A 26,074-nucleotide genomic window follows, 5' to 3' on the forward strand; every position below is an offset into this window, starting at 1 on the left:
ACCGGCCCGCCGGGCCGCTAGACCGGCATGCCGTCCAGCGCGTGCTGGCACGGGTCGTCGGGCAGCTCGGGCAGGGCCGGGACCACGTCCAGCAGCACCTTCCGCAGCCGCTCGGTGTTGGCCGCGAACACCGCGAACACCTCGTCCATCGTCACCCCGTGGTCACCCTCGACCCCCGCGTCGAGGTCGGTGACGAGCGCGATCGACGTGTAGCACAGCGCCAGCTCCCGGGCCAGGACGGCCTCGGGGTGGCCGGTCATGTTCACGACAGCGCCACCCATCGCGGTGTACCACCGCGACTCCGCCCGGGTGGAGAACCGGGGCCCCTCGACGACCACCATCGTGCCGTCGTGCGTGTCGATCCCGTGCTCCGCTGCAACTTTCTTCACGACGGCCCGCCCGTTGGTGCAATACGGATCGGCGAAGTTCACGTGCACGGCGCCCGTGTCGTAGAACGTCTGCACCCGCCCCGACGTCCTGTCGATCAGCTGGTCCGGCACCACGAACGTGCCCGGCCCCAGCTCAGGCCGCAGCCCGCCGACCGCGCACGGGGCCAGGATCTGCCGCACCCCGATCTCCCGCAGCGCCCACAGGTTCGCCCGGTAGGGAATCCTGTGCGGCGGGAACCGGTGGTCCTTGCCGTGCCGGGGCAGGAACGCCGTGCGCCGCCCGCCGACCGTCGCCACCGTGACCGGATCCGACGGCGCGCCGAACGGCGTGTCGAGCACATGTTCCTCGGCGTCGTCGAGCAGCGCATAGAGCCCTGAACCACCGATGACGGCAACGTCCGCGAGTGAGGTCACGCAACAGACCCTAACCGCGAGCGGCGGGTCAGGCTAATGTGCGAGACATGACGCTCGCACCCCGGCTCGTCCTCAACCGCGCGGCCCGTCATGTCTGCTGGTGGAGCTGATGTCTTCATACGGGGATCTCGGTGGGATGGAACAGTTCCGTCCGTCAGACTCGTCCGGCGACTCCGGTTCGTCCGGTTCGCCGGGTGGCGGTTCGTCCGGTTCTTCGGGTGGTGCTGACCAGGCCGGTGGGATGTTCGGAGCGCCGACCGGCCGGGGATCACCCCGGAGGGGGAGCTCCGGCGGGCGGGGCACGTCGAAACAGCGTCGAGGGAGGGCGATGGAGTCGTTGACCGGCCGGCTGCTGGTGGCGACGCCCGCGCTCCGCGACCCCAACTTCGAACGCACCGTCGTCCTCGTCGTCGCCCACGAGGAAGGCGGCGCCCTCGGCGTCGTCCTCAACCGTGCCACCGAGGTCCAGGTCGCCGACGTCCTCGGCGGCTGGGGCGCCCTGGCCGGCGAGCCACCCGTCGTCTTCGAGGGCGGCCCCGTGCAGCCCGAGGCCGCGATCTGCCTCGCCCGCACCCGCCCCGGCGTCGAGGACCTGGCCGGCTTCAACCGCGTCTCGGGCGCCGTCGGCACCGTCGACCTCTCCGGCGACCCCGACCTCCTCGTCGCCGGCGTCGTCGGCGTCCGCGTCTTCGCCGGCTACGCGGGCTGGTCCCCGGGGCAGCTGGAGCGCGAGATCGAGAGCGGCTCCTGGTTCGTCTTCGACGCCCTCCCCAGCGACGCCTTCGCCCCCCGCCCGGACGACCTCTGGCACATGGTCCTGCGCCGCCAGGGCGGGCTCATGGCCGCCGTCGCCCACTACCCGGCCGACCCGACGCAGAACTAGATACCCGGTGTGAGACCCCCTCCAAGGTTGTGTACTATTCCGTGAGTGCCCGCAAGACCGGGGCACGAAGATGGGGACGTGGCGCAGCTGGTAGCGCACCACACTGGCAGTGTGGGGGTCAGGGGTTCGAGTCCCCTCGTCTCCACTCCATCAATCGGCGCCTCCTGCTCATCGGCGGGGCGCCGATTCGCGTTGGTGATGTCGTCGTTCCCCGCGCACCGGCGAAGCCGGTGCTCCCCGGTGGGGGAGCTTCGCTCCACCCAACACCCCCACAAGATCGGTTCGGGGGCGACGTTTCGCATCAGTGCTCGATGATTTCCCGCGTACCGGCTTTGCCGGTGCTCCCGGTGGGGGAGCTTTGCTCCACCCAACACCCCACAAGATCGGTTCGGGGGCGACGTTTCGCATCAGTGCTCGATGATTTCCCGCGTACCGGCTTTGCCGGTGCTCCCGGTGGGGGAGCTTTGCTCCACCCAACACCCCACAAGATCGGTTCGGGGGCGACGTTTCGCATCAGCGCTTGATGATTTCCCGCGCATCGGCTTCGCCGGTGTTCCTCGGTGGGGAGCTTGCTCCGCCCAACACCCTCACAAGACCGGTTCGGGGCGACGTTTGTGTCGTCGGTGCTCCGGTTCGTCTGTCGGGTGGTGTACGGGTGGCGGCGTGGACCGGCGCGTGGGACAGGTCACGGTGCGCGTTCCCATGTTGCGACCTTCATCTTCGCAGGGCATGTTTGAGTCATGTACGTCGTTGTGCCTGCGAGCCGCCTGCGGCGTGGCGTGCGGCGGTTGGCGTTGGCGTTGTGTGCGGTGATTCTGGGCGCGGGGTTCACGCCCGCGCTGCCGGCGTCCACTGTGGATCGGGGGACGCCGCCCGTTGCGGGGGCCGTGCGGGTCGCCTCGGGGAACGCCGTGCGTGCATCGTCTGCGGCGCTGCCCGCAGTCATCAGCTCGGCGCCTGAATTTCCGGCCGGGGTCGCGCCGGCTACTGGTACATCTGCTGTCGTCGCGGTGGTTCTCGACGCGTTCGCCGTGGGGGCTGTCGCTGGGCGGGCGCCGCCTCGCGCCTGGGTTTGAGACGTCCCCCTCTCGCCGCTCGATCCCCCCTCGAGGTGCATTCATGGACGCCGCTCTGCAGGACCTTGCCCACGGGATGCGCGAAGCGCTCGCGATCTGGGCCGCGCTGCTCGCCGCCGTCTTCGTCACGTTCGTCGTTCTGACCCTGCTGTCCAAGCGCCAGGAGGCCAGGGCCGGGCGGTCCGGGCGGCCGTCCTGGTGGGCCCGGCTGCGCAAGGCGATCCGGGACCCGGAGGCCGCCCGGGAGCGGCAGCTCGCCATGGAGCGCAAGAACGCCGAGCTTCAGGAGCTGCAGCGGTACAGCGATGAGGTCGCCGTCGCGGCGTCCCGGACCTCGGTGATGGCCGGGCGCCGGCGGGAGGAGTGGGAGGCCGCGCAGCGCACGCAGGAGGCGGCGTGGCGGGCGTACGAGGAAGCCGAGAAGGGGGTCCGGCGGCTGGAGCGGGCGCAGGCGTTCCCGCTCACCGAGGACGACCCGGACACCCGGCGGCAGCACATGGTCCGCATGGTCAACGCGGCGCACCAGCGGGGCGAGCTGTCCGCCGCGCACCTCGCCGACGCCCTCATGCACCGCAACGGCTGGGACCCGACGGAGCACCCGTTCGCGCAGCAGCTGCGGATGCGCCGGATCATCCGGGACCGGCTGTTCCGCGCGTACCAGCAGGCCTCGACGCTCGAGCGGGAGGCCGCCGCGGCCGCCGACCTGGCGGCGTCGTCCAAGCGCAGCCTCGACGACGAGGCGTTCAGCGCGACGCTGCAGGTCCGCTCCGCACCGCGCCAGGCCTCGCTGCGCTCCTCTTCGGTGCGGTTTCAGCATTCGTGACCTTGGCCTCCGGCACGGGTGGGACGCTTCGTAACAGCGGCGTTACAACCCAGGGGGCGGTCATGGGCATCGAGCTGTCGATCATCGCGGGGCTCTGCTACGCCTCGTCCAGCGTCAACGCGACCGGCGCCGACCACCATCCGGTCACCGCCGAGGAGACGGAGCTCTTCGGCCTGTCCGGCGAGGCGCTCACGGAGGCCGTCACGGCGTGCCTCGGCGAGCGGCCCGATCTGGCGCAGCTCGACGGGTTCCTGCACCGCTCGCACGACTGGTCACCGGTCACCACGACCCTGGTCGTGCAGAGCGCCTCCGTCACCGGCGTCGGCTCCATGCCGGTCAGCGTCCCGCTGGCCGGCGCCGGCACCCGCCTGACCTGCACCGCCACGCACCTGTGGTCGCCGGTCGGCGGCGTCAGCCCGACGACGCCGGTCCGCTACGCGATCACGTTCCCCGCCGGCGCCGCCGGCCTCGACTACACCCACGACTGGGGCACCGGCACCGTCGAGTCCGCGAGCGTCGACCTGCCGCCGGGTGCCGCGGGCGACGAGCTGGTCGCGCTGCACATGGACCTCGGCGTCCGCGTCGTCTACGACGCCTACCTGTCCGGCGAGGTCGCCGTCCACTACCGCGACGGGCACCAGGGCCACCGGTACTGGGCCCTGGACATCGCCACCGTCATGGCCGCCGGCGGCCTGCTCAACGGCCGGCACTTCGCGGAGAACCTCAACATCCGCTACCACGCCAGCGCCCGCGTCGTGCACGCCGACGCCGACGGCCACCTGACCACCGTCGCCGGCCCCGGCATCCGCGCCGGCGCCGACCTGGCCCTGACCGGCGCCTGACCACCTGCCCGTCACCGGGTCCACCTGCCGCCACGCCGACGCCTGCCGGCGCCCGGCCGCGAACCGGCGGCATGCGGTGCCGCAAACCGAAAGCCAAACGCGCGCAAATCGAAAAGCAAACCGCCGCGGATCGAAAGCCTGGTGCCAGGGACGCCGTCCTGGAGAACCGTCGCGGCCAGGTCGTCGGCATCGAGGTGAAGGACTCGTCCACGGTCAAGGCCGACGACTTCGGCGGGCTGCGCCGCCTCGCCGACAGGCTCGGCGACGACTTCATCGTCGGCGTCGTCCTCTACACCGGCACCGCGACCCTGCCCTTCGGCCCCAAGATCCGCGCCGTCCCCGTCAGCGCGCTCTGGCAGATGGGCTGAGCGACACGGGATGAGCCGTAGGTGAGCCGTAACACGTGAGCGGGGCCGGTCGGGGCGGTAGCCTGGCCGCCGTGGATCTGACCGTCATCCTCGGGCCGATGAAGAGTGGCAAGTCCCTCGAGCTGGTGAGCCTGCTGTCGCCGCTGCAGTTCACCGACGTGCGGCACCGGGTGTTCCAGAGCGCGCGGCACGTCCGTGACGCCGGGGTCGTGTCGCGCAGCGGGGCCGCCCTGGCGACCGTGAAGGCGAGCTCGCTCGCCTCGGCGCTGGACGGGGACGTGGACGTGGTCGGCATCGACGAGGTGCACATGTTCGCCATGTCGGACATGGCGGTCGTCCGGACGCTGCTGGAGCGCGGCACCAGGGTCGTCGCCGCCGGGATCGACCTGGATCACCGGGGCGAGCTGTTCGCGCCGGTGCGGGCGCTGCTGGAGCTGGGGCCCGCGTCGGTGACCTACCGGCGCGCCGTGTGCGACGTGTGCCGCGGCTTCAGCGCCGTCTACACGCAGGTCCTCGAGCACGGTGAGCCGATGCTGCGCGAGCTGGCCCCGTCGACCGCGCTGCCCGACGACGGCACGTACACGTACGAGGCCCGCTGCAGGACCTGCGTCGTCCTGCCGGCGACCGCGGCCCGGACCCTGCCCCGCCAGCAGGAGACCGCGGGCGTCACCGCGTAGCGCGCCGGCCGCCGCGGCCACGGAAGGCGGGCGCCCGCCGGCGAGCTCCGGGGCCGCAAGCCCGCCAGACCGCGCCAGGAGGTCGGCACGGCAGGAGCCCGGAGGTCAGGCCGCGGCGGAGGCCAGGGCGAAGGACGGCTGCGCGACCGGGCGGCCGAAGTGGTAGCCCTGCGCGAAGCGGTAGCCGAGCCGGTACAGCTCCTGCGCCTGCTCCGCCGTCTCGACGCCCTCGGCGATGGCGTCGAGGTTGAGCCCGTCGCTGACGTTGATGAGCGCGGTCGCGATCACCGAGTGCCGGCCCGCCATCGTGATGTCGTCGACGAAGGACTTGTCGACCTTGAGGATGTCGACCGGGCAGGTCTGCAGCAGACCCAGCGACGAGTGGCCGGTGCCGAAGTCGTCGAGGGCGATCCGCACGCCCAGCTCGTGGACGGCGTCCAGGGCCTCGATCGCGCGCCCGCCACCGAAGACGGCCGTCTCCGTGACCTCGATCGCCAGCCGGTCCGCGGGGAAGCCGGTCGCCGCCAGCACCGCCGCGACCACCTCCGGGAAGTCGGGCTCGGCGAGCTGCCGGGCGGAGACGTTGACCGACACCTTGCCGGGCGCGGCGTCGCCGAGGGTGGCCATCCACGCCGCCCCCTGCGAGCAGGCCTCGAGCAGGATCCAGGCGCCGAGCTCGACGATCTGGCCGTTGCGCTCGGCGACGGGGATGAAGTCGGCGGGGCTCATGAAGCCGAGCGTCGGGTGGTGCCAGCGGATGAGCGCCTCCACGCCGACGATCTGCCCGTGCGGCAGCGTCACGATCGGCTGGTACACCAGCTGGAACTGCCCCTGGTCGAGCGCCTCGCGCAGCTGCGCGCCGAGCTGCGCGTGCGCCGCGGCCCGCTGGTCGAGCTCGGGCCGGAAGCGCTGCTGGCGGGTCTTGTCCTCCTTCGCGGCGTACATCGCGACGTCGGCGCGGCGCAGCAGCTCGAAGGGGTCGCGGGTGCCCGCCGCGTCGGCGACGCCGATGCTCGCCTGCACGAGCAGGTGCTGGTCGCCGGCGAACACCGGCTCCTGCAGCGCGGTGGCGAGCTCGGTGACCATCGCGTCGGCGGCCACGGGGCCGGTGTCGGGCATGAGGACCGCGAACTCGTCGCCGCCGAGGCGGGCCACCACGTCGCCGGGGCGCAGGACCGTGCCGAGCCGCCTGCCGACGGCCACGAGCAGCTGGTCGCCGATGGCGTGGCCGAGGCCGTCGTTGATGCGCTTGAAGTCGTCGAGGTCGATGAACGCGACCTGCGGCACGGTGCCCGCGTCGAGCTCGTCGCGGATCAGCTCCTCCAGGAACCGCCGGTTGGGCAGCCCGGTCAGGTCGTCGCGCATGACCAGCTCGCTGAGCTGGTCGGCCTGGTCCTGCACCTTGCCGACGAGACCCGCGATGCGCACCAGCACCAGCAGGAACACCACGACCGCGACCGTGCCGATGGCGAGCCAGTCGATCCGCCCGCGGCCCGCCACGCCCTGCCCCAGCAGCAGGGCGGGTGCGACGAGCGAGCTGACCGCGAGCACGGTGAGCCGGCGCCGGGACAGGGCGGTGTCGACGGCGTCGGACGGCTCGTCCATGACCCGCATCGACGGGTGCAGCGCGGCGGCGCCGAGGCAGACGTACGACACCAGCCAGCCGACCACGAGGACCCCGCCGGCAAGGATGTCGTAGGTCGACACCAGCGAATAGGCGACGTCGGTGCAGAACATCAGCGTCATGCTGGCCGCCAGCAGCCAGAAGCTCGCCGTCTTCGCGGCGCGGCCGGCGAGCATCCTGGCCAGCAGCACGAGCAGCAGCACGTCGGCGGCCGGGTATGCGAGGGAGATCAGCCGCTGCAGGAGCGACACGCCGGCGAGCTCGGCGACCGGCCGCATCACGAACACCCAGAAGAGCAGGCCGGTGCCGGCGGCGGCGATGCACGCGTCGATCAGCCCGGCGACGTCGCGGCCGTGCCGGCGCAGCAGCAGCCACAGGCCGGCGGCGAGCGGCGGGTACGCGCCGAGGTAGAACACGTCGGCGAGCGACGGGAACGGGCTGCGGTGCAGCACGTGCTGGTAGATGGCCCAGGTGACGTCGCCGAGGACCCAGGTGGCGAGGCCGCCGGCGAACCAGTACCACAGCGCCCGCCGGGGCGGCCGGTTGCGCCGCACGCCGAGCAGCACCATGGTGACCGAGAAGAGCCCGACGACCTCGAAGCCGAAGTCGGCGACGTAGGTGCCGTCGGGCAGCAGCGGGCAGGCGACCGCGGCCAGGCCGCCGATCAGCAGCCAGGCAAGCCAGAGCGGCCTGGCCCCCCGAGTCTCCACGCGTTGGTTATCGGCAGGGTCGCCGCGGCGGTTGAGGCCTCTGGCAGATAATACGTATTACCCTCTTGTGCCAGGCGCCGGGCTTTCCCCAGACTCGGTCGCATGTCACCTGTTAACCGCCGCCAGGTGCTGGCCGGTGCCGCCGGATTCGCCGGAGCACTCGCCATCCCCAGCATCGCGTCCGCCGCCGCCCCGGCCGGATTCCCCACCTACAAGTACCTCGGCCAGCCGCTCCCGGCGAACCTGGCCTACAACCCGACCGGGGAGCTCATCTTCCCCTGCATCCGCGGGGTGTACGACAAGATCAGCGGCGCCCGCGGCCGCTACTACCTCTACTACGCCCCGCACGACGCGCCCGGCGGGATCTGCCTCGCCTACGGCAACTCCCTCGCGGGCCCGTTCACCGAGCACCCGGCGAACCCGATCATCAGCCGGACCTGGTCGCCGCACTACTCGGTCAGTCACGTGTCGTCGCCGCACGTCGTGTGGAACGCCTCGACCAGGCAGTTCTTCATGTACTACCACGGCGAGAACACCACGACCCGGCTCGCCATCTCCAGCGACGGGATCAACTTCACCTACTACGGCACCGTGCTGACCACCGCGATGGTGCCCGGCACCACGGAGACCACCTACGCGCGGGTCTTCGAGCACCGCATCGCCGCGCTCGGCAACAAGTACGTCATGGTCTTCATGGGCCTCAAGAGTGGCCGGCGGATCTTCTGGGGCTGGTCGGCCGACGGCAAGTCGTGGCAGTTCGACCCCAACCCGCTCGTGTCGCCCGCCGCCGACGGGCAGACCGACCTGAGCGGCCCGCACCTGCTGTACCGCAACAACACCACGTACGTCGTCTACCACGGCTCGTCGGGCGACATGTTCCTCACCGAGGTCGGCAACAACTTCGACAAAGAGGTCCACCTCGGCGTCTTCCATGCCGCGCTGTCCGGCGCGCCGGACAACAACCGCTCCGCGGCGCCGTCGTTCGGCACCGACGGCGGCGTGCAGTACATGTTCTACGAGGCGGGCCAGCGCTCCGGCACGAAGATAGCGGTGGCCCGCGCCGTCTGATACAAACCGGGCATGCTTGCCTGGGGCGTCGATTTCACGACCGCTGAGTTACGGACCGGGGTCCGGCAGACCGACGGGTTCACGTGTGGACCCACCGTCGCCATGGTGGCGTCGGCGCTGCTGGACCCCCAGTACGCGGATGGCGTCGCCGACTACGGCGCCGAGCAGCACCGCATCCACGAGGCCGCCAACCGGATCTGGCCCCGCAAGCTGGGGACGACCCCGTGGGGCGTCGCCGCGACGATCTCCAGGCACACCGCGGAGCTGGGCACACGGTACGGGTGGCGGCGATTCCGCGGCCGCGACGACCGCCTGAGCGACGTGACCGCCGCCGTCGACACCGGCTGGCCGGTCGCCATGCTGGTCGGCCAGGGCGTGCCCCGCCACTGGGTGCTCATCACCGCCCACCCGCAGGAGACGGTGCTGCGCTGCTTCGAGCCGGGCTCCGGCCAGGTCCGCGAGGTGACGCTGGAGGAGATCCAGCAGCACAGGATCCCGCGGCTGGGTTTCCCGCGGGCCTACGCGCTGGTCCTGCCTACTGGCTGAGCTGCTGGCCGAGTCTGGCCCGCACCTTCTCCTTGGTGCGCTCCGGCAGCTCGTCCGCGGCGAGCAGCCGGGGCAGCAGCGCGGGTTCGGCGGTCAGCGCCCGGAACGCCAGCCCGATCGTCACGTCGTGCCCGGGGGAGTGCACGACCTCGATCGGGTCGCCGGCGCGGATCGTGCCGGGCCGCAGCACGCGCAGGTACGCGCCGGGCTCGGCCTGGTCGGTGAAGCGCTTGATCCAGCCCTTCTCGTCGAGCCAGCCGGCGAACGTGCGGCACGGGATGCGCGGCGACGCCACCTCCAGCAGCACCTCGCCGCCGATCCGCCAGCGCTCACCGATCCGCGCGCCGGTGACGTTCAGGCCGGACGTCGTCAGGTTCTCCCCGAAGACGCCGCCGGTCAGCTCCCGGCCGAGCTCCCGCTCCCACCGGTCGAGGTCCTCCCGCGCGTACGCGTAGACCGCCTTGTCCGGTCCGCCGTGCACGCGCAGGTCGCACACCACGTCACCGGCGATCCCGGTCGGCGCGGTGCCTTCCGGGCCGGGCACCAGCACGAGGACCGCACCCTCGACGGGGCGCTTGTCGATGCCGGTCACCGGCTCGGTCGAGTGGTCGGTCGGGGTGGGGGTGCCGGCGTTGACGGAGATCAGGTAGGCCACGGTCAGACGCTAGCGCCCGCCTGCACGGATCGCTTCGACAGCCCCATGAAGTAGCCGTCGATCACGGTGGTGGCCGGCGCGTCGGGCCGGTCGGCGGCGCCGAGCGTCACGAACAGCGGCGTGTAGTGCTCGACCGTCGGGTGGGCGAACGGCATGCCGGGCGCGAGGCTGGCATACCTGGTCAGCGTGTCGAGGTCGCCCTTGGCGAGGGACTCGGCGGCCCAGGCGTCGAAGTCGGCGGACCAGCCGGGCGTCCCGCCGGTGCCGAGCCAGTGCTCGCGGCGCAGGAACGGCAGGCCGTGCGTCATGAAGCCGGACCCGACGATCAGCACGCCCTCCTCGCGCAGCGACCGCAGCCGGCGGCCGAGCTCCAGGAGCCGGTCCGGGTCGTGCGTCGGCAGGCTGAGCTGCAGCACGGGGACGTCGCCCAGCGGGTACATCACCATCAGCGGCACCCAGGCGCCGTGGTCGAGGCCGCGGCTGCGGTGCTCGTGCACCGGCTCCGAGTCGGGCATCGCGGCGGCGACCCGCCGGGCGAGGTCGGACGCGTCCGGGGTCGCGTACTGCAACTGGTAGAAGTGCGGCGCGAACCCGCCGAAGTCGTAGACCAGCGGCGTGCCCGCGGCGGTGCCGGACACGCTCAGCGGGGCGGACTCCCAGTGGGCGCTGACGATCAGGATGGCCTTCGGCTTGGGCAGGCCGGCGGCCCAGTCGAACAGCTCCCGCATCCACGGGCCGTCCTCCAGCAGCGGCGGGGCGCCGTGGCTCAGGTAGATGCTCGGCAGCGCGCCGTCGTCGGGTGTCCAGGCGCGCTGGTCCCGGCTGGCCGGGATCGCGGTGGCAAGATGCCGGTCCAGCTCGGGCAGCGTACTCATGCGTCGAATGTAGCAAGTAGTTGAGCGCTCAACAAGATGTGCGTCAGGGTGTGATGGCGGTCTCCGCTGCTCTCAGTAGGGCCTCGGCGACCGCTGGGGTCTCCTCGGCGCCGTACACGAGCAGCAGCTGCCGCTCGGGGCCGCCGCGACCGTCGGTGGCGGTGGCGTGCTCCACCACGACGCGGGCGGTGGTCAGCTGGTCGCCGTCGGCGACGTCCATCTCGGCGATGCCGATGTCGACCTGCCGGACGAAGAGTTCCTCCATGGCATGAAGCGTGCCGCCGCCGGCGCGGGCCGGGCGTCGCCTGCGGGAGGTGAGTCTGTGGAGCCGCTCGACGAGCTTCGATCGGGCGGGCGGGCGGGCCGCCGCCCGGCGGCCTTCGAGAGAGGTCAGGCGGCCGGTCGCCGCTCAGTGGTGGGCCCGGGCGAGGGTGGTGACCAGTATGGCGGCCTCGTGCAGGTGGGACTGCTCCGCGGCGGTCACGCCCGGGTCGGCGCCGCGGCGGCGGACCGCGGCCTCCAGCTGCGACAGCGGGTTGTCCTTCGTGCACGACAGGAACACGTCGAGGAACACCTCGGCCCGCTCCGCGAACTCGTGCCCCGGCTCGATCGCCACCTGGGCGAGGATCAGGGCGCTCATCGCCACGTCGAGCTCCGGCGGGCCCTCGGTGCTGTTGCGCCAGTCGATGACGACCGGCCCGCCCTCGGTCATCACCACGTTCTCCGGGTGGAGGTCTAAGTGCAGGATCCGGGTGCCCGGGTCCTTCGCGGTCCGCACGCGCACCTTGTGGAGCCGGTCGAGCAGGTCGGCGAGCACCGTGCCGCCGTCGCGGAGGTCGAGGGACCCGTCGGCGAGCGCCTGCAGCATCGTCGGGCCGTCGAGCCGCTCCAGGATCAGGTCGGCGCCGGTCGCCTCGTACACGCGAGGAACCGGAAAGCCGTGATCCTTGACATATTCCATGACGGCGGCCTCGGCGGTCACGTCGCCGCCCTGCCGGTAGCGACGCAGCACCCGCCGCTCGTCGATGGCGTAGACGTCCGCGTCGCGACCGCTCGCCAGGAGTGCCGTCATGCACCCACCCTACTGGTTGCTCCTTACATCGCGGTTTCCGTGCCCGTTCACAACCAGCCGTTCTCCTCGGCGAGCCGGACGGCCTCGGCACGCGTGCGGGCGCCGGTCTTGCCGATCGCCGCCGACAGATGGTTGCGCACGGTGCCCTCCGAGAGCCCGAGCTGCCCGGCGACGTCCGCGGCCGTGCCGCCCTCGCGGGCCGCCCGGAGCACGTCGGCCTCGCGCGGGGTCAGCGGGCTGTCGCCGCTGGCGAGGGTCTCCGCCGCCAGCGCCGGGTCCACCACCCGCAGCCCCGAGGCGATGCGCCGCACGGCGTCGGCGAGCTGCCTGGCCGGCGTGTCCTTGACGACGAACCCGGACGCCCCGGCGGCCATCGCCCGCCGCAGGTACCCCGGCCGCCCGAACGTCGTCACCATCAGCACCTTGCAGCCGGGCATCGCCTTGCGTAGCGCGGCGGCGGCCGCGATCCCGTCGATGCCGGGCATCTCCACATCGAGCAGCGCCACGTCGGGCCGGTGCTCCCTGGCCGCCGCGACCACCTCGTCGCCGCGCCCGACCTCCGCCACGACGGAGAGGTCGGGCTCGAGGTCGAGCAGCGCGGCGAGCGCCCCGCGGACGAGTGCCTGGTCGTCGGCGATCAGCAGCCGTATCGGCGTCGGACTCACGGCAGGGATGCTGCCAGATCAGGGGCGGCGGGCCGGTGGAGGGACGGCGCCCTCACCCAGAGTCAGGTGATCTGAATCACATCGATGGCGGATGGGTCAGCCGGCGAGGCGGGTGATGGTGCGGACGGCGGCGGTGGTGACCTTCGCGGCGAAGTCCAGGTCGAGGCGGTCCAGGGTGTCGGTGGCCGCGTGGTAGTCGGGGTTGCGGTATTCGGCGGTGTCGGTGACCAGCAGCGAGCGGCGACCCGAGTTCCAGTAGGGCACGTGGTCGCTGCGCAGCACGACCTCCATCGCCTCGGTGGGCATGACCAGGGGAAACGTCGGCAGGTGCGGCGCGGCGGCGGAGGCGAACGCGTCGGCGAGGCCGGCCGAGGCGGGGTTGGCGATGAGGGCGATGAAGTCGCCGACCGTCGGCGGGTCGAGCAGGAACGACGGCGAGGACTGGGTCGGTGACGTGCGGCCGATCATCTCGAAGACGATCGACTCGGTGTCGGGGGTGATCTGGCGGACGTGGGCGGTGCTGCCCTTGAAGCCGTCCTCCTCGCCGCCGAAGAGGCAGAAGCGGATCGTGCGCGCCGGCAGGTCCAGGTCGCGCAGGGCGCGGGCGGCCTCCAGGACGCCGGCGACGCCGCTGGCGTTGTCGTCGGCGCCGGGGGTGGTGTCGACGGTGTCCCAGTGCGCGGCGAGCTCGACGGCGTCGTCGGAGGTGCCGCCCTCGATCTCGGCGACGAGGTTCACGTCGTGCAGTTCGCCGCCGTACCGCTCGACCCGCACGACGAGGCCGAGCCCGCTCAGCTCATCGGTGATGTACCGCAGCGCGGCGGGCACCCCGGGCAGGTCGCCGCAGCGCGGTCCGTGGGCGACGAGCGCGGCGACGTGGTCGCGGAGACGGTCGGCGGAGATCATGTGCATCAGGATATGGAACAGCCCCCGAGGTTCCTGCGCTGACTGCGCGCGGGCCGGCTGGACTGACACCGGAAAGCCTCGGGGGCTGGGAAACTGTCTCGTATTCGCCGTGCCGCCATCCGGGCGGCCGCACGAAATGCGAGTCCAGAGGACGGCGGCTAGCGGACAGTCACCTCACGAGTCCCATTGCTACACAACGTTGGACCACCTCCTTTCCCGTGTACGACCAACCTAGCCACGGCCGCCGAGCGGCTGCAACGGTTTTTCGGGAGCAAGGTGGGTGCCCTCGGCCTCGAGCCGCTTGATCAGGCGCCGGACGATGATCAGGGGCACGATGCCGAACACGCCGAACGAGATGTCGATCACGGTCCACCAGCCGGGGATGCCGCGGACCGGGCCGGCGAACAGGGCGAGGGGCACCACGCCGACGCAGGCGATCATGCCGAACTCGATGACCCAGATGTTGCGGACCGGGTCGCGCAGCGGGCCCCAGAAGGCGACCGCGATCACCAGGTGCGCGAAGGCCAGCCAGTCCGTGCCGTACATGATGAACGGATAGCGGTCGTTGGTCTCGGTGATGCCCTGATCCACCCGCTGGATCCAGGTGACGAGGGCGTCGGGCGCGGCGTCGAACCGGTCGAGCACCGACCGCAGCCAGTGCACCTCGTGCTCGAGCGGGAAGGCGGTCACCCCGCTGGCGATCAGGCCGATCAGGAACAGCACGAGCCAGATGCGGATCTTCCGCCGCGTGGTCATGGCCGCAGCGTAGGCCGCTCCTCCGGGGCGGGGGAGCCCTCGTCACGAGATCTGCACAACACGGCCACGCCGGCTCCCGACGGGGGGCGGGAGCCGGCATGACCGGAGGGGTTCAGTACCCGCCGTTGCCGCTGTCCCCGGTGACGGCCTGGGCCTTCTTCCCCTCGGGCGTGAAGGCGAACCACACGCCGCCCACGCCCTGGCCCTTGGTCTCGCCGACCTTCGCGTCACCGGCGAACCGGTACGCGGGCCAGCCGTTGATGGTGAGCTGCAGCGCGCCGTCGGCGCGGGTGACCTTGCCGATCAGCTTCTGGTCGACACCCTCGATCTTCATGTTCTCGGCGTACGGCACGTACGGCCACTTGGCCAGGCAGTCCGCCTCGCAGGTGGACTTCGACGGCTTCGGGGTGTCCTTCTCGAAGCGGTACAGCGTCCAGCCCTTCCAGTCGGTCACCACCTTGCCGAGCGTGGCGTCGTCGCGGACCTTGACACCGGCGACAGTGGCGGCGGCCGTCGTCGCGGCGGCGGTACCGGCGGCCGCCGGCGTCCCGTTGCCGGTCTCCGCGGCGGCGGGAGCCTCGGCGCCCGTGGCGGCCTGGTCCTGCTTGGTCAGGTCGATCGAGTCGCAGGCGGTGAGCGACAGGGCGGCCGCGGCGGCCACCGCGAGGGTGAGGATCATCTTGCGCATGTCGGCGTCTCCTTGTTCGCAGCGTTGCCCAGTGACACGGGGGCGGCGCGCGGCGGGTTCGGAGTCCGCCGGTCGGCTGCCTGACAGCTACGCTTCGGGGTTCGGGGGTCGGCTCGCGGCGGCGGCCGGAGCGCAGCGGAGGTGATGACGTGAGTGAACCGATCGACCCGGCGGTGATCGACTTCGCGCATCAGATGTTCGACCTGGCCCGTGCGGGTGCGGCGGACGAGCTCGCGGCGAACGTCGACGCCGGGCTGCCGGTGAACCTGACCAACGACAAGGGCGACACGCTGCTGATGCTCGCCGCGTACCACAATCACCCGGCGACGGTCGCGGCCCTGCTGGCCCGCGGCGCCGACACCGGCCGGGCCAACGACCGCGGGCAGACCGCGCTCGCCGCCGCCGTGTTCCGCCGGTCCGAGGAGTCCGTGCGGGCGCTGCTGGACGCCGGCGCGGACCCGGCCGCGGGCGGGCCGTCGGCGCTGGACACGGCCCGGTTCTTCGACCTGCCCGAGATGCTGACGCTGCTGGAGCGTGCCCGATGAGAGATGTCCAGATCCGTGGCGACATGATCCGGCTGGGTCAGTTCCTGAAGCTCGCCGACGTGCTGGAGACCGGCGGGGAGGGCAAGGACCTCATCGCCTACGGCGAGGTCACCGTCAACGGCGAGGTCGACACCCGGCGCGGCCGCCAGCTGCACCGCGGCGACGTCGTGCACACCCTCGGCGAGTCGTTCCGGGTCGCCTAGCGCCCGAACAGCGCGTTGGCGAAGGCGACCGAGCGGGCGGCGAAGTGGCCCTGGCCGCCGTCGTGGCCGTCCCACTCGTAGAGCTCCAGCTCCTTGGGGCCGGTGAGCGCGTTGTACGCCGCGAACACCGTCGACGGCGGGCACGTCAGGTCCATCAGCGCCGCCGACAGGAGGGCCGGTGCGGTGATCCGCGCGGCGAAGTGCACGCCGTCCACGTGGTCGACGGTGGCGAGGGCCTGCGCGGCGCGGGCGGGGTTGAGCCGGCAGAAGGCGGCGAACTCGGCGTACGGCGCCCGGTCGGTGATCGTCACGGCGCGGCGGATGTCACACAGGAAGGGCACGCCGGCGATGACGCCCGCGACGTCGCTCAGGCCGGCCGCGGCGAGCGCCAGCCCACCGCCCTGGCTGATCCCGCTGACCAGCACGTCGGACGCGAAGGGCAGCGCCCTGGCGGTCTCGACGGCCCGGACCGCGTCAGTGATCAGGCGCCGGTAGTAGTACGTGTGCGGGTCGAGGACGCCGCGGGTGAGGAAGCCGGGCGCCTGCGGGCCGGACCCGTCCGGGTCGGGGGTGTCGCCGGACCGCCAGCCGCCGCCCTGCCCGCGGGTGTCCATCACCAGGTGCGCGTAGCCGGCGGCGGACCAGAGCAGCCAGTCGTGGGGGAAGCCCCGGCCTCCGCCGTACCCGATGAACTCCACGACCACCGGAAGGGGTCCGGTCGCTCCGGCGGGGCGGCTCAGCCAGGCCTTGACCGGTTGACCGCCGAATCCCGTGAACGTCACATCGGTGGTGTCGACCGCCCGCAGGCCCGTGTCGGCCGGCGTGAGCACCGCGGGGGCGGCCAGCCGGCGCGCCTCGTCGAGGGTCTCGGCCCAGAACGCGTCGAAGCCGGCGGGCTCGGGGGTCGCTGCGCGGTGCTGCCGCAGCTCGGCGAGGGGAAGGTCGAAGAGCGCCATGTCCGGGACCCTATTACCAGGAACTTCCCAGCGCGATTACGGGTGCGACTCAGGTCCGGCCCGCATATTTGTTCATGTGACCGGCGCCGGACAAAACCGGAAGCCTCCCTGGATGGTCCACCCGGCGCACGGTCACGCCAAACGTTCCACATCATGTTGCCGCGGCTGGGGTGGTCAGCGGGGGGCAACGGTGATGCGATCGAGGTCGGGGCACCATCTGCCGGTGGTGTTTCCGGCCTCGATCGTGTTCTGGCCCGTTTCGAGCCGGACCGTCAGTGTGACGGTCGCGACCCGGTCCCAGCCGCCGCTGGCGGGGAACCGGACCTGCTGCCAGTTGCCGCGGCCGGTGCGCAGCCAGCAGGAGCGGTCCTCGGTCGACAGGTAGGCGACGGTGACGGTGGCCTCGCCGGGCCGTTCGGCGGTGACCCCGGTGAACGTGAGCACCCGGTTGTTGCCGACCCCGGTGACCGCCCGCCCGCCGGACGCCGACGACACCTCGCGCACCGTCATCTGGCTGGGCCTGCGGTTCGCGGCGGCCTCCGCTTCGACCGTCGTCGCCGCTGTACCGGCGGCGCTCGGGCTCCCACTCGCGCTCGGCGCCGGCGGCTGGAGAGAGGCCGACGGGGTCGACGACGGTTTCGGCGACGAGGACGGTGACGCGCTGTGGCTCGCCTTCGCGCTGGGGGACGCGGCGGCGGCCGTCGTCTGCGCGGCGGCGCTGCCCGGCTCGACAGGCACGACCGGGCCCGGCGGCTCGATCGTCGCCTGTGCCTCCGGCCGGTCGCCGCCGCCGGCCATGACCCGCAGCAGCAGCGCGACCAGCGCGAGCAGCACGAGCACCGCCGCGAACACGAACCGTGGCTGACCGCCGATGCCTGCCCGGCGCCGTCCCGTGTACGCCGGCGGCCCCAGCTCGATCATGCCCGGCACGCTATCGGTTCGGCCGCGGCGCTACCAGTCGGCGTCGGGAGGCCGACCGCACGCATCCTCGATGGACGTCAGGTGTGGCGCTGCCAGTCGGCGTCCGGGGGCCGACCGCACGCATCCTCGATGGATGTCAGGTGCGGCGCTGCCAGTCGGCGTCCGGGGGCCGACCGCACGCATCCTCGATGGATGTCAGGTGCGGTGCTACCAGTCGGCGTCCGGGGGTCGGCCGGCGGCGACCGGTACACACGCGGAAACGGCGTCCTCGATGGATGTCAGGTGCGGCAGACCGGCCGGCGCGGGGTCCCAGCCCGGTCCGGCCACCGCGAACCGGGTGGCCGGGAACCTCGCCGCGAGGGCGAGCAGCATGGCCGGGTCGGCGGTGCCCGGCTGCTGCGACCAGACGATCGCGGTGCCGGGCACCGTGCAGTGGACCGCAGCCCGCAGCGCGCTCCACGGCACCTCCGCGCCCAGCAGGAACGTGCCGATCCGGCGCTCGAACAGCGCCGCGGCCAGCGCGCGCAGCGGCAGCGAGTGCGCCTCGCGGGGCGCGCACGCCAGCAGGACGTGGTTGGTCCTGATGTCGTCGTGCCGCGGCGCGCTGACCAGGTCCAGGCCGTGCGCGACGCCCTGGCTGAGGGCGTGCTCGACGGCGACGTCGCCGGTCACGTGGTGCAGCGCCGGGACGCACACCCTGGTCCAGACCTCGGCCACGCCGTGGTCGTCCATCAGCTCCCGGACGGTGCGCGCGACCGTGCCGGTGTCGAGCGACCGGGCCGCCTCCAGTAGCCGTTGCATACCCTTCTGTTCGTCGCGGCGGCCCCGCTTGGATGCGCTCTCATGCGGATTGCCTGCGCACGAGCGTGGTCGGCAGCACCGGCGACGGCTCCGGGTTGTCGGCGTTCATCAGCGCCAGCAGCTGCCGCGCCGCGGCCGCGCCGATCTCCTCGACCGGCTGCTTGATCGTGGTGAGCGGCGGCTGCGTGAACGCCGCGAGGGGCAGGTCGTCGAAGCCGATGACGGCGACGTCCTCCGGCACCCGGCGACCGGCCTGGCGCAGCGCGTGCAGCGCCCCGACGGCCATCAGGTCCGACGCGGCGAACACCGCGTCGAGGGTGGGCCGGTGGTCGAGCAGCCTGGTCATGGCGTGGACGCCGGCCGGCCTGGTGAAGTCGCCGTACGCGATCGGCCCCGGCTCCAGGCCGGCCCGCTCCAGGCCTTCGCGGAATCCGGCGAGCCGGTCGACGCCGGCGGACACGTCCGGCGGCCCGGCGATCGTGACGATCCGCTTCCGCCCGGTGCGCGCCAGGTGCTCCACGGCCTGCCGGGCGCCGCCCTTGTTGTCGGCGTCGACGTACGGCAGCGTGCTGGTCTGCAGCGGGCGGCCGATGAGCGTGACCGGCACGCCGAGCGCGGGCAGCGTCACGACCAGGGGGTGGCTGCTGCGGCAGTAGATCAGCAGGACCCCGTCGATGTGGCCGCTGCTGAGGTACCGCTGCAGCGACGCCGGTCGTTCGCCCGCGGCGAGCAGCATGGGCATGTCGCGCTCGGCGAACGCGGCACTGGCGCCCGCGAGCACGCGGGAGTAGAACGGATCGGCGAACAGTCGTGCGTTGGGCTCGCAGACCACGGCGGCGACCGAGCGGGGGCGGCGGTCGACGGCGCGGGCGGCGCGCTGCCTGACGTAGCCGAGCCGGTCGACGGCGTCACGGACCTGCTGTCGGGCGGTGGGGCTGACTCGGGCGGAGCCGTTGAGCACGCGGGAGGCGGTGGCGGAAGAAACACCGGCAAGCGCGGCGACATGGGCGAGGGTGGGGTGTTCGGCAGCGGCGGTAATCGACATCGCGACCTCCTCGGATAGCAAGGCGTCGATTTTGGGAGCGCTTCCATGCCGAGCGTCGTACACGGTTTCCGCACTGTCAACACGAGATTGCCGCCAGGTTTCACTACCGGGGTTTCGACTGTAAATTTCACCGGGTTTTCACGCGCGGACGGCCGGGGTGCTCCTCGGGGCGTCGCGGGGGGTTCTGGCGTGACCTGCGTGGATCTCCTAGCCTGCTTGGCATCAACCCCCCCCTCAGTCAGGAGATCTGCGATGCGTGACTGGATCGCCGTCATCATTGCCGTCCTGGGCGTCCTGCTGGTCCTTGCGGGCGCGACCCTGATTCTGCTCCGTGCGCTGCCTGCTCGCCCTGCCCCCGCTGCCGGTCCGTCTCCTTCCGCTCTGTCTTCGGATGGATCGGACACTTCGGATTTGTCGCCCGCGGTGCCGGTCGGTGCCCGGATCTCGAGTGCCTGGAAGGAGCCGACCGCGGCGGACCGGCTGATCTTCTGGGGCGTCATCCTGCTGGTGCTCGCGGCCATCGCGGCCGGCGCGATCACGTTCAACCTCGGCGCGGCGGGTGGCGCCACGCCTGCCACCCGCTAGGTCTTGTGCCCCCAGCGATTTTGTGTCGGACCGGGAGACTATTCTGCCTCGGAGGTGACGTGTTGATCGCGCCGTCGATCGTCAGGCCACCTCGCGGAGCTGGCTCGCCAGCGGGTTCAACAGCCTCAGGAGGCCTTTCGTGACCACCGTTGCACCAAAGCCGATCGTCACCAGGCCTTGGCCGGTGCACAAGCCGGTCAAGGGCTCGGCGTTCGCTCGGCTGTTGCGCACGACGGACGCCAAGCAGATCGGCTTGATGTATCTGACCACGTCGTTCGTGTTCTTCATGATCGGCGGGTTCATGGCGCTGCTGATGCGCGCCGAGCTGGCCCGGCCGGGGCTGCAGTTCCTCTCCCCGGAGCAGTACAACCAGCTGTTCACGATGCACGGCACGATCATGCTGCTGTTCTTCGCGACGCCGATCGTGTTCGCCTTCGCGAACTACATCACGCCGCTGCAGATCGGCGCGCCCGACGTCTCGTTCCCGCGGCTCAACTCGTTCGCCTACTGGCTCTACGCGTTCGGTGGGTCGATCACGCTGATCGGCTTCATCACGCCGGGCGGCGCCGCGGACTTCGGCTGGTTCGCCTACGCGCCGCTCAACAGCATCATCCACTCGCCCGGCGTCGGCGCCGACCTGTGGATCGTCGGCCTGGTCCTCTCCGGCCTCGGCACCATCCTCGGCGCCGTCAACATGATCACGACGATCCTGACGCTGCGCGCGCCCGGCATGACCATGTTCCGCATGCCGATGTTCACGTGGAACATCCTGGTCACCAGCGTTCTGGTCATCATGGTCTTCCCGATCCTGGCCGCCGCGCTGCTCGCCCTGGAGGCCGACCGCCGCCTCGGTGCCCACGTCTACGACGCGGAGACCGGCGGCGCGATGCTCTGGCAGCACCTGTTCTGGTTCTTCGGCCACCCCGAGGTCTACATCGTGGCGCTGCCGTTCTTCGGCATCATCACGGAGGTCATTCCGGTCTTCAGCCGCAAGCCCGTCTTCGGCTACAAGGGTCTCGTCGGCGCGACCATCTCGATCGGTGCCCTGTCGATGAGCGTGTGGGCCCACCACATGTTCGCGACCGGCCAGGTGCTCATGCCGTTCTTCTCGTTCCTGAGCTTCGTCATCGCCGTCCCGACCGGCATGAAGTTCTTCAACTGGATCGGCACCATGTGGCGGGGCCAGATCACCTTCGAGACACCGATGCTCTTCGCCATCGGCTTCCTGGTGACCTTCCTCTTCGGTGGCCTCTCCGGCGTCCTGCTCGCGAGCCCGCCGATCGACTTCCACGTCTCCGACACGTACTTCGTGGTCGCCCACTTCCACTATGTGCTCTTCGGCACCATCGTGTTCGCCGTCTACGCCGGCGTCTACTTCTGGTTCCCGAAGATGACCGGCCGGATGCTCGACGACCGCCTCGGCAAGGTGCACTTCTGGCTCACCACGATCGGCTTCCACACCACGTTCCTGGTGCAGCACTGGCTCGGCACGCAGGGCATGCCCCGCCGCTACGCCGACTACCTCGAGACCGACGGCTTCACCACCCTCAACACGGTCTCGACCATCGGCTCTTTCATCACCGGACTCTCCACGCTGCCCTTCCTCTGGAACGTGTGGAAGTCCTACAAGACCGGCCGCGTCGTCGAGGTCAACGACCCGTGGGGCCACGGCATGTCCCTCGAGTGGGCCACCTCCTGCCCGCCCCCGCTGCGCAACTTCGACAGCATGCCGCGCATCCGCTCGGAGCGCCCGGCCTTCGACGCCCGCTTCCCGGCCCACGCCCCAGGCCACTCCCTGGACGCCCCACCCACCGGCGGCGCCCGCCCCCTCAGCCACGAGGCCGACGGCGGCGCCACCTATGAGGAACAGCACTGACGCGCGTTCCTTCCTAGCTCCACCAGGACGCAGCCCTGGCCCGCCCCGCCTCCTCCCGGAGGCCCGCGGCCGGGGCTGCTCCCTTTCCACCTCCAACCGACCGCTTCTCGCCAGTCGTGCCGTGCGGGTTCCTGGTCTGCCTCATGCCTGCTTGCACTTCGCGTGATGTCCGCTCCGCTTCGCGGTGGTGTCGGCTTCCGGGCCAGGCCGGCTCCCCTCCACTTGGGCCGGTCCTCGAGCCGGCTTGCGCGCTGCGGCGGTGCCCGCTCCGCTTTGGTGGCGTTCGCTCACGCCAACTCCGGCTTCTGCGCCGCCCGGCTTCTGCGCCGCCCGGCTTCTGCGCCGCCCGGCTTCTGCGCCGCCCGGCTTCTGCGCCGCCCGGCTTCTGCGCCGCCCGGCTTCTGCGCCGCGCTGTCAGCGGCGGTTGCATGTGCCTCCTGGCGGTGGCCGGGTTCCAGTGCCAAGGACCGGGTGCGCGCATTGATGACACATGCTGGCCTCCGCGCCGCTGCGTGCCGGTTCCTGCGCCGGCCCTGGCTTCCGAGCCGCGTCAGGTCTCGAGCTGGCCTGCGCTCTGCGGTGGCGTTCGCGCCGCTTCGGTGCCTGCTCGCGTCGACTTCGGCCTCCGTGCAGCCTGGCTACTGCGCCGTGGTGGCTCCTGCTTCGCGCTGTCATCGGCGGTGTACGGGCTCCCTGATGGCGGGCGGGTTCCAGGGCAAGGGGTCAGTTCGCGCGTCGACGACAGGCACCGGCTTCCGCGCAGGCTCCTGCTCCGGCGCCGGCTCCGAGCCGTGCTAGCTCTCGAGCCGGCGTCCGCTCTGCGGTGGTGTTCGCGCTGCTTCGGTGCCGGCTCACGTCGACTTCGGCTTCCGTGCAGCCTGGCTGCTGTCGACGGCGGCTGAAAGTGACCCCTGGCCGTGGGCGGGTTCCGGGGCCAGAGGGCGGTTTCACGCGTCAACGACGTGCACCGCTTCCGCGTCGCTCCGCGCTGGATCCTGCTCCGGGGCGGCTTGGGCTCTGTGGTGTCCGCTTCGTTTCGGCTCACGCTTCGTGGTGCTTCGGCTTCGTGCCGCTATGTCGGCGGGCGCTCCGTGGCGGTGTCTGGGTGGTGGTGTCCGAGAGCTCCACTCGCGATTGCGCTGGGGGCCTGCTGTGTCGTCCTGTGTCGCTGGGGTTGTGGGCGACGGGATGTGGACCGGCCGGTGTCATCTCTCGATCACGGCGGCGTCGTGGGGTCGATCGGTGGGACGGCGGACAGGGTGCCGCTCGAGTGTGGGGTGGTGGGACGGCCGCGTGGGGGTCGGCGCCGGGCGGGGCGGTTCGAGTCTTGGCGGGACTCAGGCAGCCGTCGAGCGCTCGGGGGCGCCGTGATCAGTGATCGAGGGGTGGTTCCGGTTGTCATGGTGACCGGAAGTATCAGTCGATCATGGGTGGCGGGGAGTCGTCCTACCAATCCGTAGCGGGACGGTTGCCGTGGGTGGGTGACGGGGCGTAGTGAACGGTGGGCGGGGTGAGGCGCTGCGGGAAGGGGGTTGCGGAGCGCTCAGCAGGCCGCTGCGGGGCGTAAACCGGCGACCGCAGAGGCGGGGGAGGAGACAGCGCGGACCTTGGACGTGCGGGGTCCAAGGTCCGGGTCGCGTTGCCCTGGTGGTGTCAGGCGGGCTGGGTGACGCCGCGCTCGCGGGGCTGGGGAAGCCGGCCGGAGACAGTGCCCGGCGGGATCGGGACCCCGAGGATGTCGCTGACCCCGACCACCGCGAACAGCCGCGCGATGAACGGGTTTGGTCGGCGAATGTGCAGCTTGACGCCCATGCTGTGGCAGATGCGCTTGGCGACCACGAGGGTGCCGATGCCGGTGGAGTCGAGGAACGTGACGCCGGCGAGGTCGATGACGAGCGTGTCGATGTTGCCGTCGAGCACTGAACTCACCGCTGTGCGAAGCTCCTGAGCGGTCTCATAGTCGATTTCGCCGCTCAAGGTCAGCAGTGCTTCGCGCTGATCCGAGGGGCGAGTTTCGATCGACAACTTCACGTGACCCTCCTGGTGCTGAGTCGTCCACCATGGACGACCCTTCGAGGTCCCGCAAGCGTAGCGAAGTCTTCCCTGTTTCGCCACGCTCCGTGTAGGTGGTCCTTACGTTGTGAGGTGAGAATTCTTCACGTCGGGTGCGGAACCGCTTGCCGGGATGACGGTACACGTCGGTTGTTACACGGCAAGTCCAGTCGTGTGCCATCCACCGGATGGTCAGCTTGCCGATACGACCGGTTCACCCACAAGGGTCACCCCAGCGGTGCGCAGCTCAGCAAGGGCGGCGTCCACCGTGGGCCGGGCGACGCCCGCGGTGAGGTCCAGCAGCACAGATGTAACAAAGCCTTCGCGTTGCGCATCGATGGCAGTCGCTCGCACGCAGTGGTCGGTGGCGATGCCGACCACGTCGACCTCGGAGACCGATCGGGCGCGGAGCCAGGACGCGAGGTCGACGCCGGACGATGATCCCTGGAAGCCGGAGTACGCCGCCGAGTACTCGCCCTTGGTGAACACGGCCTCGACGCGGGACACGTCCAGTGACGGGTGGAAGTCGACGCCGCCGGTGCCGACGACGCAGTGCACGGGCCACGTCGACACGTAGTCCGGCGGGTCGCCGAAGTGCCCGGCGGGGCTGATGTGGTGGTCCTGGGTGGCAACCACGTGGTCCCAGGCGCCGCCGGCCACGGCTGCGGAGATCGCGGCCGCGACGCCGGCGCCGCCGCCGACGGCGAGCGAGCCGCCCTCGCAGAAGTCGTTCTGCACGTCAACGATGATCAAGGCGCGAGTCACAGGGAGCCCCCAAGCATCTGGACGGGAACCGCCGGGTCGCCGGCGGACAGCTTCAGCCCCTCCCAGGGGATCGAGATGAGGCACTGGCGCAGGTGCTCGCGGGAGGCGGCGAGGTCGGGCAGGTCGGGCACCAGCTCGCCGCCGCGGACGAAGGCCCGCTGCAGGAGCCGGTCGTTGGGTTCGGCGGTGGGCGTGCCCATCGACACGACGACCTCCTCGGTCGCGGTGCCGGTCGGCTTGTGCCGGCGGACGGCGGTCTTGCGGCCGCCGACCGTGCCCTTGTTCTCCGAGCGCTTGACCACCGGGCGGCCGTCGACCTCGACCAGCTTGTAGACCAGGCCGGCGGTCGGGGCGCCGGAGCCGACGACGACGGCCGTGCCCGCGCCGTACGCGTCGACGGGCTCTGCCGCGAGGGCCGCGATCGCATACTCGTCGAGGTCGCCGGAGACGATGATCTGGGTCTCGGTCGCGCCGAGGGAGTCCAGGAGCGCGCGGGAGTGCGCGGCGAGGACGGACAGGTCGCCGGAGTCGATGCGCACGGCCCGCAGGTCGGGGCCCGCGACCTCGATGGCGTTGCGGATGCCCTGGGCGATGTCGTACGTGTCGACGAGCAGCGTCGTCTGCTTGCCGAGCGTCGCGACCTGGGAGGCGAACGCGGCCTGCTCGGTGTCGTGCAGCAGCGTGAAGGCGTGCGCGGCGGTGCCGGTCGTCGGGATGCCGTAGCGCCGGCCGGCCTCGAGGTTGGAGGTGTACGCGAACCCGGCCAGATAAGCGGCTCGCGCCGCGGCCACCGCGGCCTCCTCGTGCGTGCGCCGGGAGCCCATCTCGATCACGGAGCGGCCGCGGGCGGCGGTGACCATGCGCGCGGCGCCGGCCGCGATCGCGCTGTCGTGGTTGAGGACCGACAGGATCAGCGTCTCCAGCACGACGCACTCGGCGAACGTGCCGCTGACCGTGAGGATCGGCGAGCCGGGGAAGAACAGCTCGCCCTCGGCATAGCCGTCGATGTCGCCGGTGAACCGGTAGGCCGCCAGCCACTCGGCGGTCTCGGTGGAGACGATCCCGCAGGACAGCAGGAACTCGACGTCGGCGGGGTCGAAGCGGAAGTCCTGCACATGGGCGAGCAGGCGCCCGATACCGGCCACGACACCGTACCGCCGCCCGGTCGGGAGGCGGCGGGCGAACACCTCGAAGACGCAGCGGCGCGACGCGGTCCCGTCGCGCAGCGCCGCCGACAGCATCGTCAGCTCGTAGTGGTCGGTCAGCAGCGCGCTTGTCGTCACGCCAC

Annotated in this window: 27 protein-coding genes, 1 tRNA gene and 1 pseudogene; 12 read left to right on the forward strand and 17 right to left on the reverse strand. The window is 71.6% G+C overall.

Translation table 11 applies throughout. The features are described 5' to 3' along the window. Positions 1-17 precede the first annotated feature (17 nt). On the reverse strand, positions 18-803 hold the full coding sequence (locus ACQEVZ_RS32380) for an S-methyl-5'-thioadenosine phosphorylase (protein WP_433373523.1): 786 nt from the start codon (positions 801-803) through the stop codon (positions 18-20). Between the two features lie 328 nt (positions 804-1,131). Between ACQEVZ_RS32380 and ACQEVZ_RS32385 the strand changes: the two genes are divergently transcribed. The 6 genes and pseudogenes from ACQEVZ_RS32385 to ACQEVZ_RS32410 all read left to right on the forward strand — a co-directional run bounded on the left by ACQEVZ_RS32385 (position 1,132) and on the right by ACQEVZ_RS32410 (position 5,472). Then, entirely contained in the window at positions 1,132-1,686 is a 555-nt protein-coding gene (locus ACQEVZ_RS32385; protein WP_344501559.1) for a YqgE/AlgH family protein, read from the forward strand. 72 nt (positions 1,687-1,758) lie between these two features. Next, positions 1,759-1,831 (forward strand) — tRNA-Ala (locus ACQEVZ_RS32390). A 974-nt stretch (positions 1,832-2,805) separates the two neighbouring features. Further along, entirely contained in the window at positions 2,806-3,585 is a 780-nt protein-coding gene (locus ACQEVZ_RS32395; protein WP_354900498.1) for a hypothetical protein, read from the forward strand. A gap of 62 nt (positions 3,586-3,647) precedes the next feature. After that, positions 3,648-4,427: a hypothetical protein gene (locus ACQEVZ_RS32400; RefSeq protein ID WP_344501557.1), complete on the forward strand. Its 780-nt coding sequence runs from the start codon at positions 3,648-3,650 to the stop codon at positions 4,425-4,427. A 149-nt stretch (positions 4,428-4,576) separates the two neighbouring features. Beyond that, positions 4,577-4,795: pseudogene (locus ACQEVZ_RS32405) on the forward strand (hypothetical protein); the annotation flags it as partial. Between the two features lie 71 nt (positions 4,796-4,866). Beyond that, a complete protein-coding gene (locus ACQEVZ_RS32410) occupies positions 4,867-5,472 on the forward strand; it encodes a thymidine kinase (protein WP_344501556.1) in 606 nt (201 codons plus the stop codon). Positions 5,473-5,577: 105 nt separating this feature from the next. Here ACQEVZ_RS32410 and ACQEVZ_RS32415 read toward each other — a convergent pair whose 3' ends face one another. Next, on the reverse strand, positions 5,578-7,806 hold the full coding sequence (locus ACQEVZ_RS32415; protein ID WP_433373529.1) for a putative bifunctional diguanylate cyclase/phosphodiesterase: 2,229 nt from the start codon (positions 7,804-7,806) through the stop codon (positions 5,578-5,580). Positions 7,807-7,908: 102 nt separating this feature from the next. Between ACQEVZ_RS32415 and ACQEVZ_RS32420 the strand changes: the two genes are divergently transcribed. Both ACQEVZ_RS32420 and ACQEVZ_RS32425 read left to right on the forward strand, forming a co-directional pair. Further along, positions 7,909-8,874, forward strand: a complete 966-nt coding sequence (locus ACQEVZ_RS32420) for a hypothetical protein (protein ID WP_433373532.1) — start codon at positions 7,909-7,911, stop codon at positions 8,872-8,874. Between the two features lie 12 nt (positions 8,875-8,886). Further along, positions 8,887-9,420: a hypothetical protein gene (locus ACQEVZ_RS32425; RefSeq protein ID WP_433373535.1), complete on the forward strand. Its 534-nt coding sequence runs from the start codon at positions 8,887-8,889 to the stop codon at positions 9,418-9,420. Here the strand turns inward: ACQEVZ_RS32425 and ACQEVZ_RS32430 are convergent. The 8 genes from ACQEVZ_RS32430 to ACQEVZ_RS32465 all read right to left on the reverse strand — a co-directional run bounded on the left by ACQEVZ_RS32430 (position 9,410) and on the right by ACQEVZ_RS32465 (position 15,037). Then, entirely contained in the window at positions 9,410-10,066 is a 657-nt protein-coding gene (locus ACQEVZ_RS32430; RefSeq protein ID WP_433377119.1) for an MOSC domain-containing protein, read from the reverse strand. The two genes, ACQEVZ_RS32425 and ACQEVZ_RS32430, sit on opposite strands and share 11 nt — an antisense overlap. Positions 10,067-10,077: 11 nt before the next feature. Continuing rightward, positions 10,078-10,950 carry a dioxygenase family protein gene (locus ACQEVZ_RS32435; RefSeq protein WP_433373538.1) on the reverse strand — a complete coding sequence of 291 codons (873 nt, stop codon included), beginning with the start codon at positions 10,948-10,950 and terminating at the stop codon, positions 10,078-10,080. Positions 10,951-10,993: 43 nt separating this feature from the next. After that, the gene (locus ACQEVZ_RS32440) at positions 10,994-11,215 is read right to left on the reverse strand and encodes a hypothetical protein (protein WP_344501550.1); all 222 of its coding nucleotides are present in this window, start codon (positions 11,213-11,215) and stop codon (positions 10,994-10,996) included. A 144-nt stretch (positions 11,216-11,359) separates the two neighbouring features. Continuing rightward, on the reverse strand, positions 11,360-12,022 hold the full coding sequence (locus ACQEVZ_RS32445; protein WP_344501549.1) for a phosphotransferase: 663 nt from the start codon (positions 12,020-12,022) through the stop codon (positions 11,360-11,362). A 47-nt stretch (positions 12,023-12,069) separates the two neighbouring features. Beyond that, complete coding sequence (locus ACQEVZ_RS32450; protein ID WP_344501548.1) at positions 12,070-12,687, reverse strand: response regulator transcription factor; 618 nt, start codon at positions 12,685-12,687, stop codon at positions 12,070-12,072. Positions 12,688-12,783: 96 nt separating this feature from the next. Next, entirely contained in the window at positions 12,784-13,593 is an 810-nt protein-coding gene (locus ACQEVZ_RS32455; RefSeq protein ID WP_363408492.1) for a M20/M25/M40 family metallo-hydrolase, read from the reverse strand. Positions 13,594-13,824: 231 nt separating this feature from the next. Continuing rightward, positions 13,825-14,349, reverse strand: coding sequence for a hypothetical protein (locus ACQEVZ_RS32460; RefSeq protein WP_354900512.1), 525 nt, complete (start codon positions 14,347-14,349; stop codon positions 13,825-13,827). 112 nt (positions 14,350-14,461) lie between these two features. Beyond that, complete coding sequence (locus ACQEVZ_RS32465; RefSeq protein ID WP_344501545.1) at positions 14,462-15,037, reverse strand: hypothetical protein; 576 nt, start codon at positions 15,035-15,037, stop codon at positions 14,462-14,464. 194 nt (positions 15,038-15,231) lie between these two features. Here ACQEVZ_RS32465 and ACQEVZ_RS32470 point away from each other — a divergent pair, with 194 nt between their 5' ends. Both ACQEVZ_RS32470 and ACQEVZ_RS32475 read left to right on the forward strand, forming a co-directional pair. Further along, positions 15,232-15,582 carry an ankyrin repeat domain-containing protein gene (locus ACQEVZ_RS32470; protein ID WP_344501903.1) on the forward strand — a complete coding sequence of 117 codons (351 nt, stop codon included), beginning with the start codon at positions 15,232-15,234 and terminating at the stop codon, positions 15,580-15,582. After that, the gene (locus ACQEVZ_RS32475; protein ID WP_344501544.1) at positions 15,579-15,785 is read left to right on the forward strand and encodes an RNA-binding S4 domain-containing protein; all 207 of its coding nucleotides are present in this window, start codon (positions 15,579-15,581) and stop codon (positions 15,783-15,785) included. Before ACQEVZ_RS32470 ends, ACQEVZ_RS32475 begins: the two co-directional genes overlap by 4 nt. Here the strand turns inward: ACQEVZ_RS32475 and ACQEVZ_RS32480 are convergent. The 4 genes from ACQEVZ_RS32480 to ACQEVZ_RS32495 form a co-directional block, all read right to left on the reverse strand. After that, positions 15,782-16,741 carry an acetylxylan esterase gene (locus ACQEVZ_RS32480; protein WP_433373546.1) on the reverse strand — a complete coding sequence of 320 codons (960 nt, stop codon included), beginning with the start codon at positions 16,739-16,741 and terminating at the stop codon, positions 15,782-15,784. The genes ACQEVZ_RS32475 and ACQEVZ_RS32480 overlap by 4 nt on opposite strands. A gap of 174 nt (positions 16,742-16,915) precedes the next feature. Continuing rightward, the gene (locus ACQEVZ_RS32485; protein WP_433373549.1) at positions 16,916-17,662 is read right to left on the reverse strand and encodes a hypothetical protein; all 747 of its coding nucleotides are present in this window, start codon (positions 17,660-17,662) and stop codon (positions 16,916-16,918) included. Between the two features lie 207 nt (positions 17,663-17,869). Then, positions 17,870-18,463: a transcriptional regulator gene (locus ACQEVZ_RS32490; RefSeq protein WP_433373552.1), complete on the reverse strand. Its 594-nt coding sequence runs from the start codon at positions 18,461-18,463 to the stop codon at positions 17,870-17,872. A gap of 40 nt (positions 18,464-18,503) precedes the next feature. Next, positions 18,504-19,508: a LacI family DNA-binding transcriptional regulator gene (locus ACQEVZ_RS32495; RefSeq protein ID WP_344501540.1), complete on the reverse strand. Its 1,005-nt coding sequence runs from the start codon at positions 19,506-19,508 to the stop codon at positions 18,504-18,506. A 252-nt stretch (positions 19,509-19,760) separates the two neighbouring features. Here ACQEVZ_RS32495 and ACQEVZ_RS32500 point away from each other — a divergent pair, with 252 nt between their 5' ends. Beyond that, a complete protein-coding gene (locus tag ACQEVZ_RS32500) occupies positions 19,761-20,093 on the forward strand; it encodes a hypothetical protein (RefSeq protein WP_433373555.1) in 333 nt (110 codons plus the stop codon). A gap of 139 nt (positions 20,094-20,232) precedes the next feature. Beyond that, complete coding sequence (gene ctaD, locus ACQEVZ_RS32505; RefSeq protein ID WP_344501538.1) at positions 20,233-21,969, forward strand: aa3-type cytochrome oxidase subunit I; 1,737 nt, start codon at positions 20,233-20,235, stop codon at positions 21,967-21,969. Positions 21,970-23,622: 1,653 nt separating this feature from the next. Here ctaD and ACQEVZ_RS32510 read toward each other — a convergent pair. From ACQEVZ_RS32510 to ACQEVZ_RS32520, 3 genes are all read right to left on the reverse strand, one after another. Beyond that, entirely contained in the window at positions 23,623-24,000 is a 378-nt protein-coding gene (locus ACQEVZ_RS32510) for an STAS domain-containing protein (RefSeq protein WP_344501537.1), read from the reverse strand. Between the two features lie 213 nt (positions 24,001-24,213). Then, positions 24,214-24,786 carry an isochorismatase family protein gene (locus ACQEVZ_RS32515; RefSeq protein WP_433373560.1) on the reverse strand — a complete coding sequence of 191 codons (573 nt, stop codon included), beginning with the start codon at positions 24,784-24,786 and terminating at the stop codon, positions 24,214-24,216. Continuing rightward, positions 24,783-26,069, reverse strand: coding sequence for a nicotinate phosphoribosyltransferase (locus ACQEVZ_RS32520; RefSeq protein WP_433373563.1), 1,287 nt, complete (start codon positions 26,067-26,069; stop codon positions 24,783-24,785). The genes ACQEVZ_RS32515 and ACQEVZ_RS32520 overlap by 4 nt, the downstream gene beginning before the upstream one ends. Positions 26,070-26,074 lie beyond the last annotated feature (5 nt).

This window comes from Dactylosporangium sp. CA-152071 (assembly GCF_050936335.1).
GTDB classification, from domain to species: domain Bacteria; phylum Actinomycetota; class Actinomycetes; order Mycobacteriales; family Micromonosporaceae; genus Dactylosporangium; species Dactylosporangium maewongense.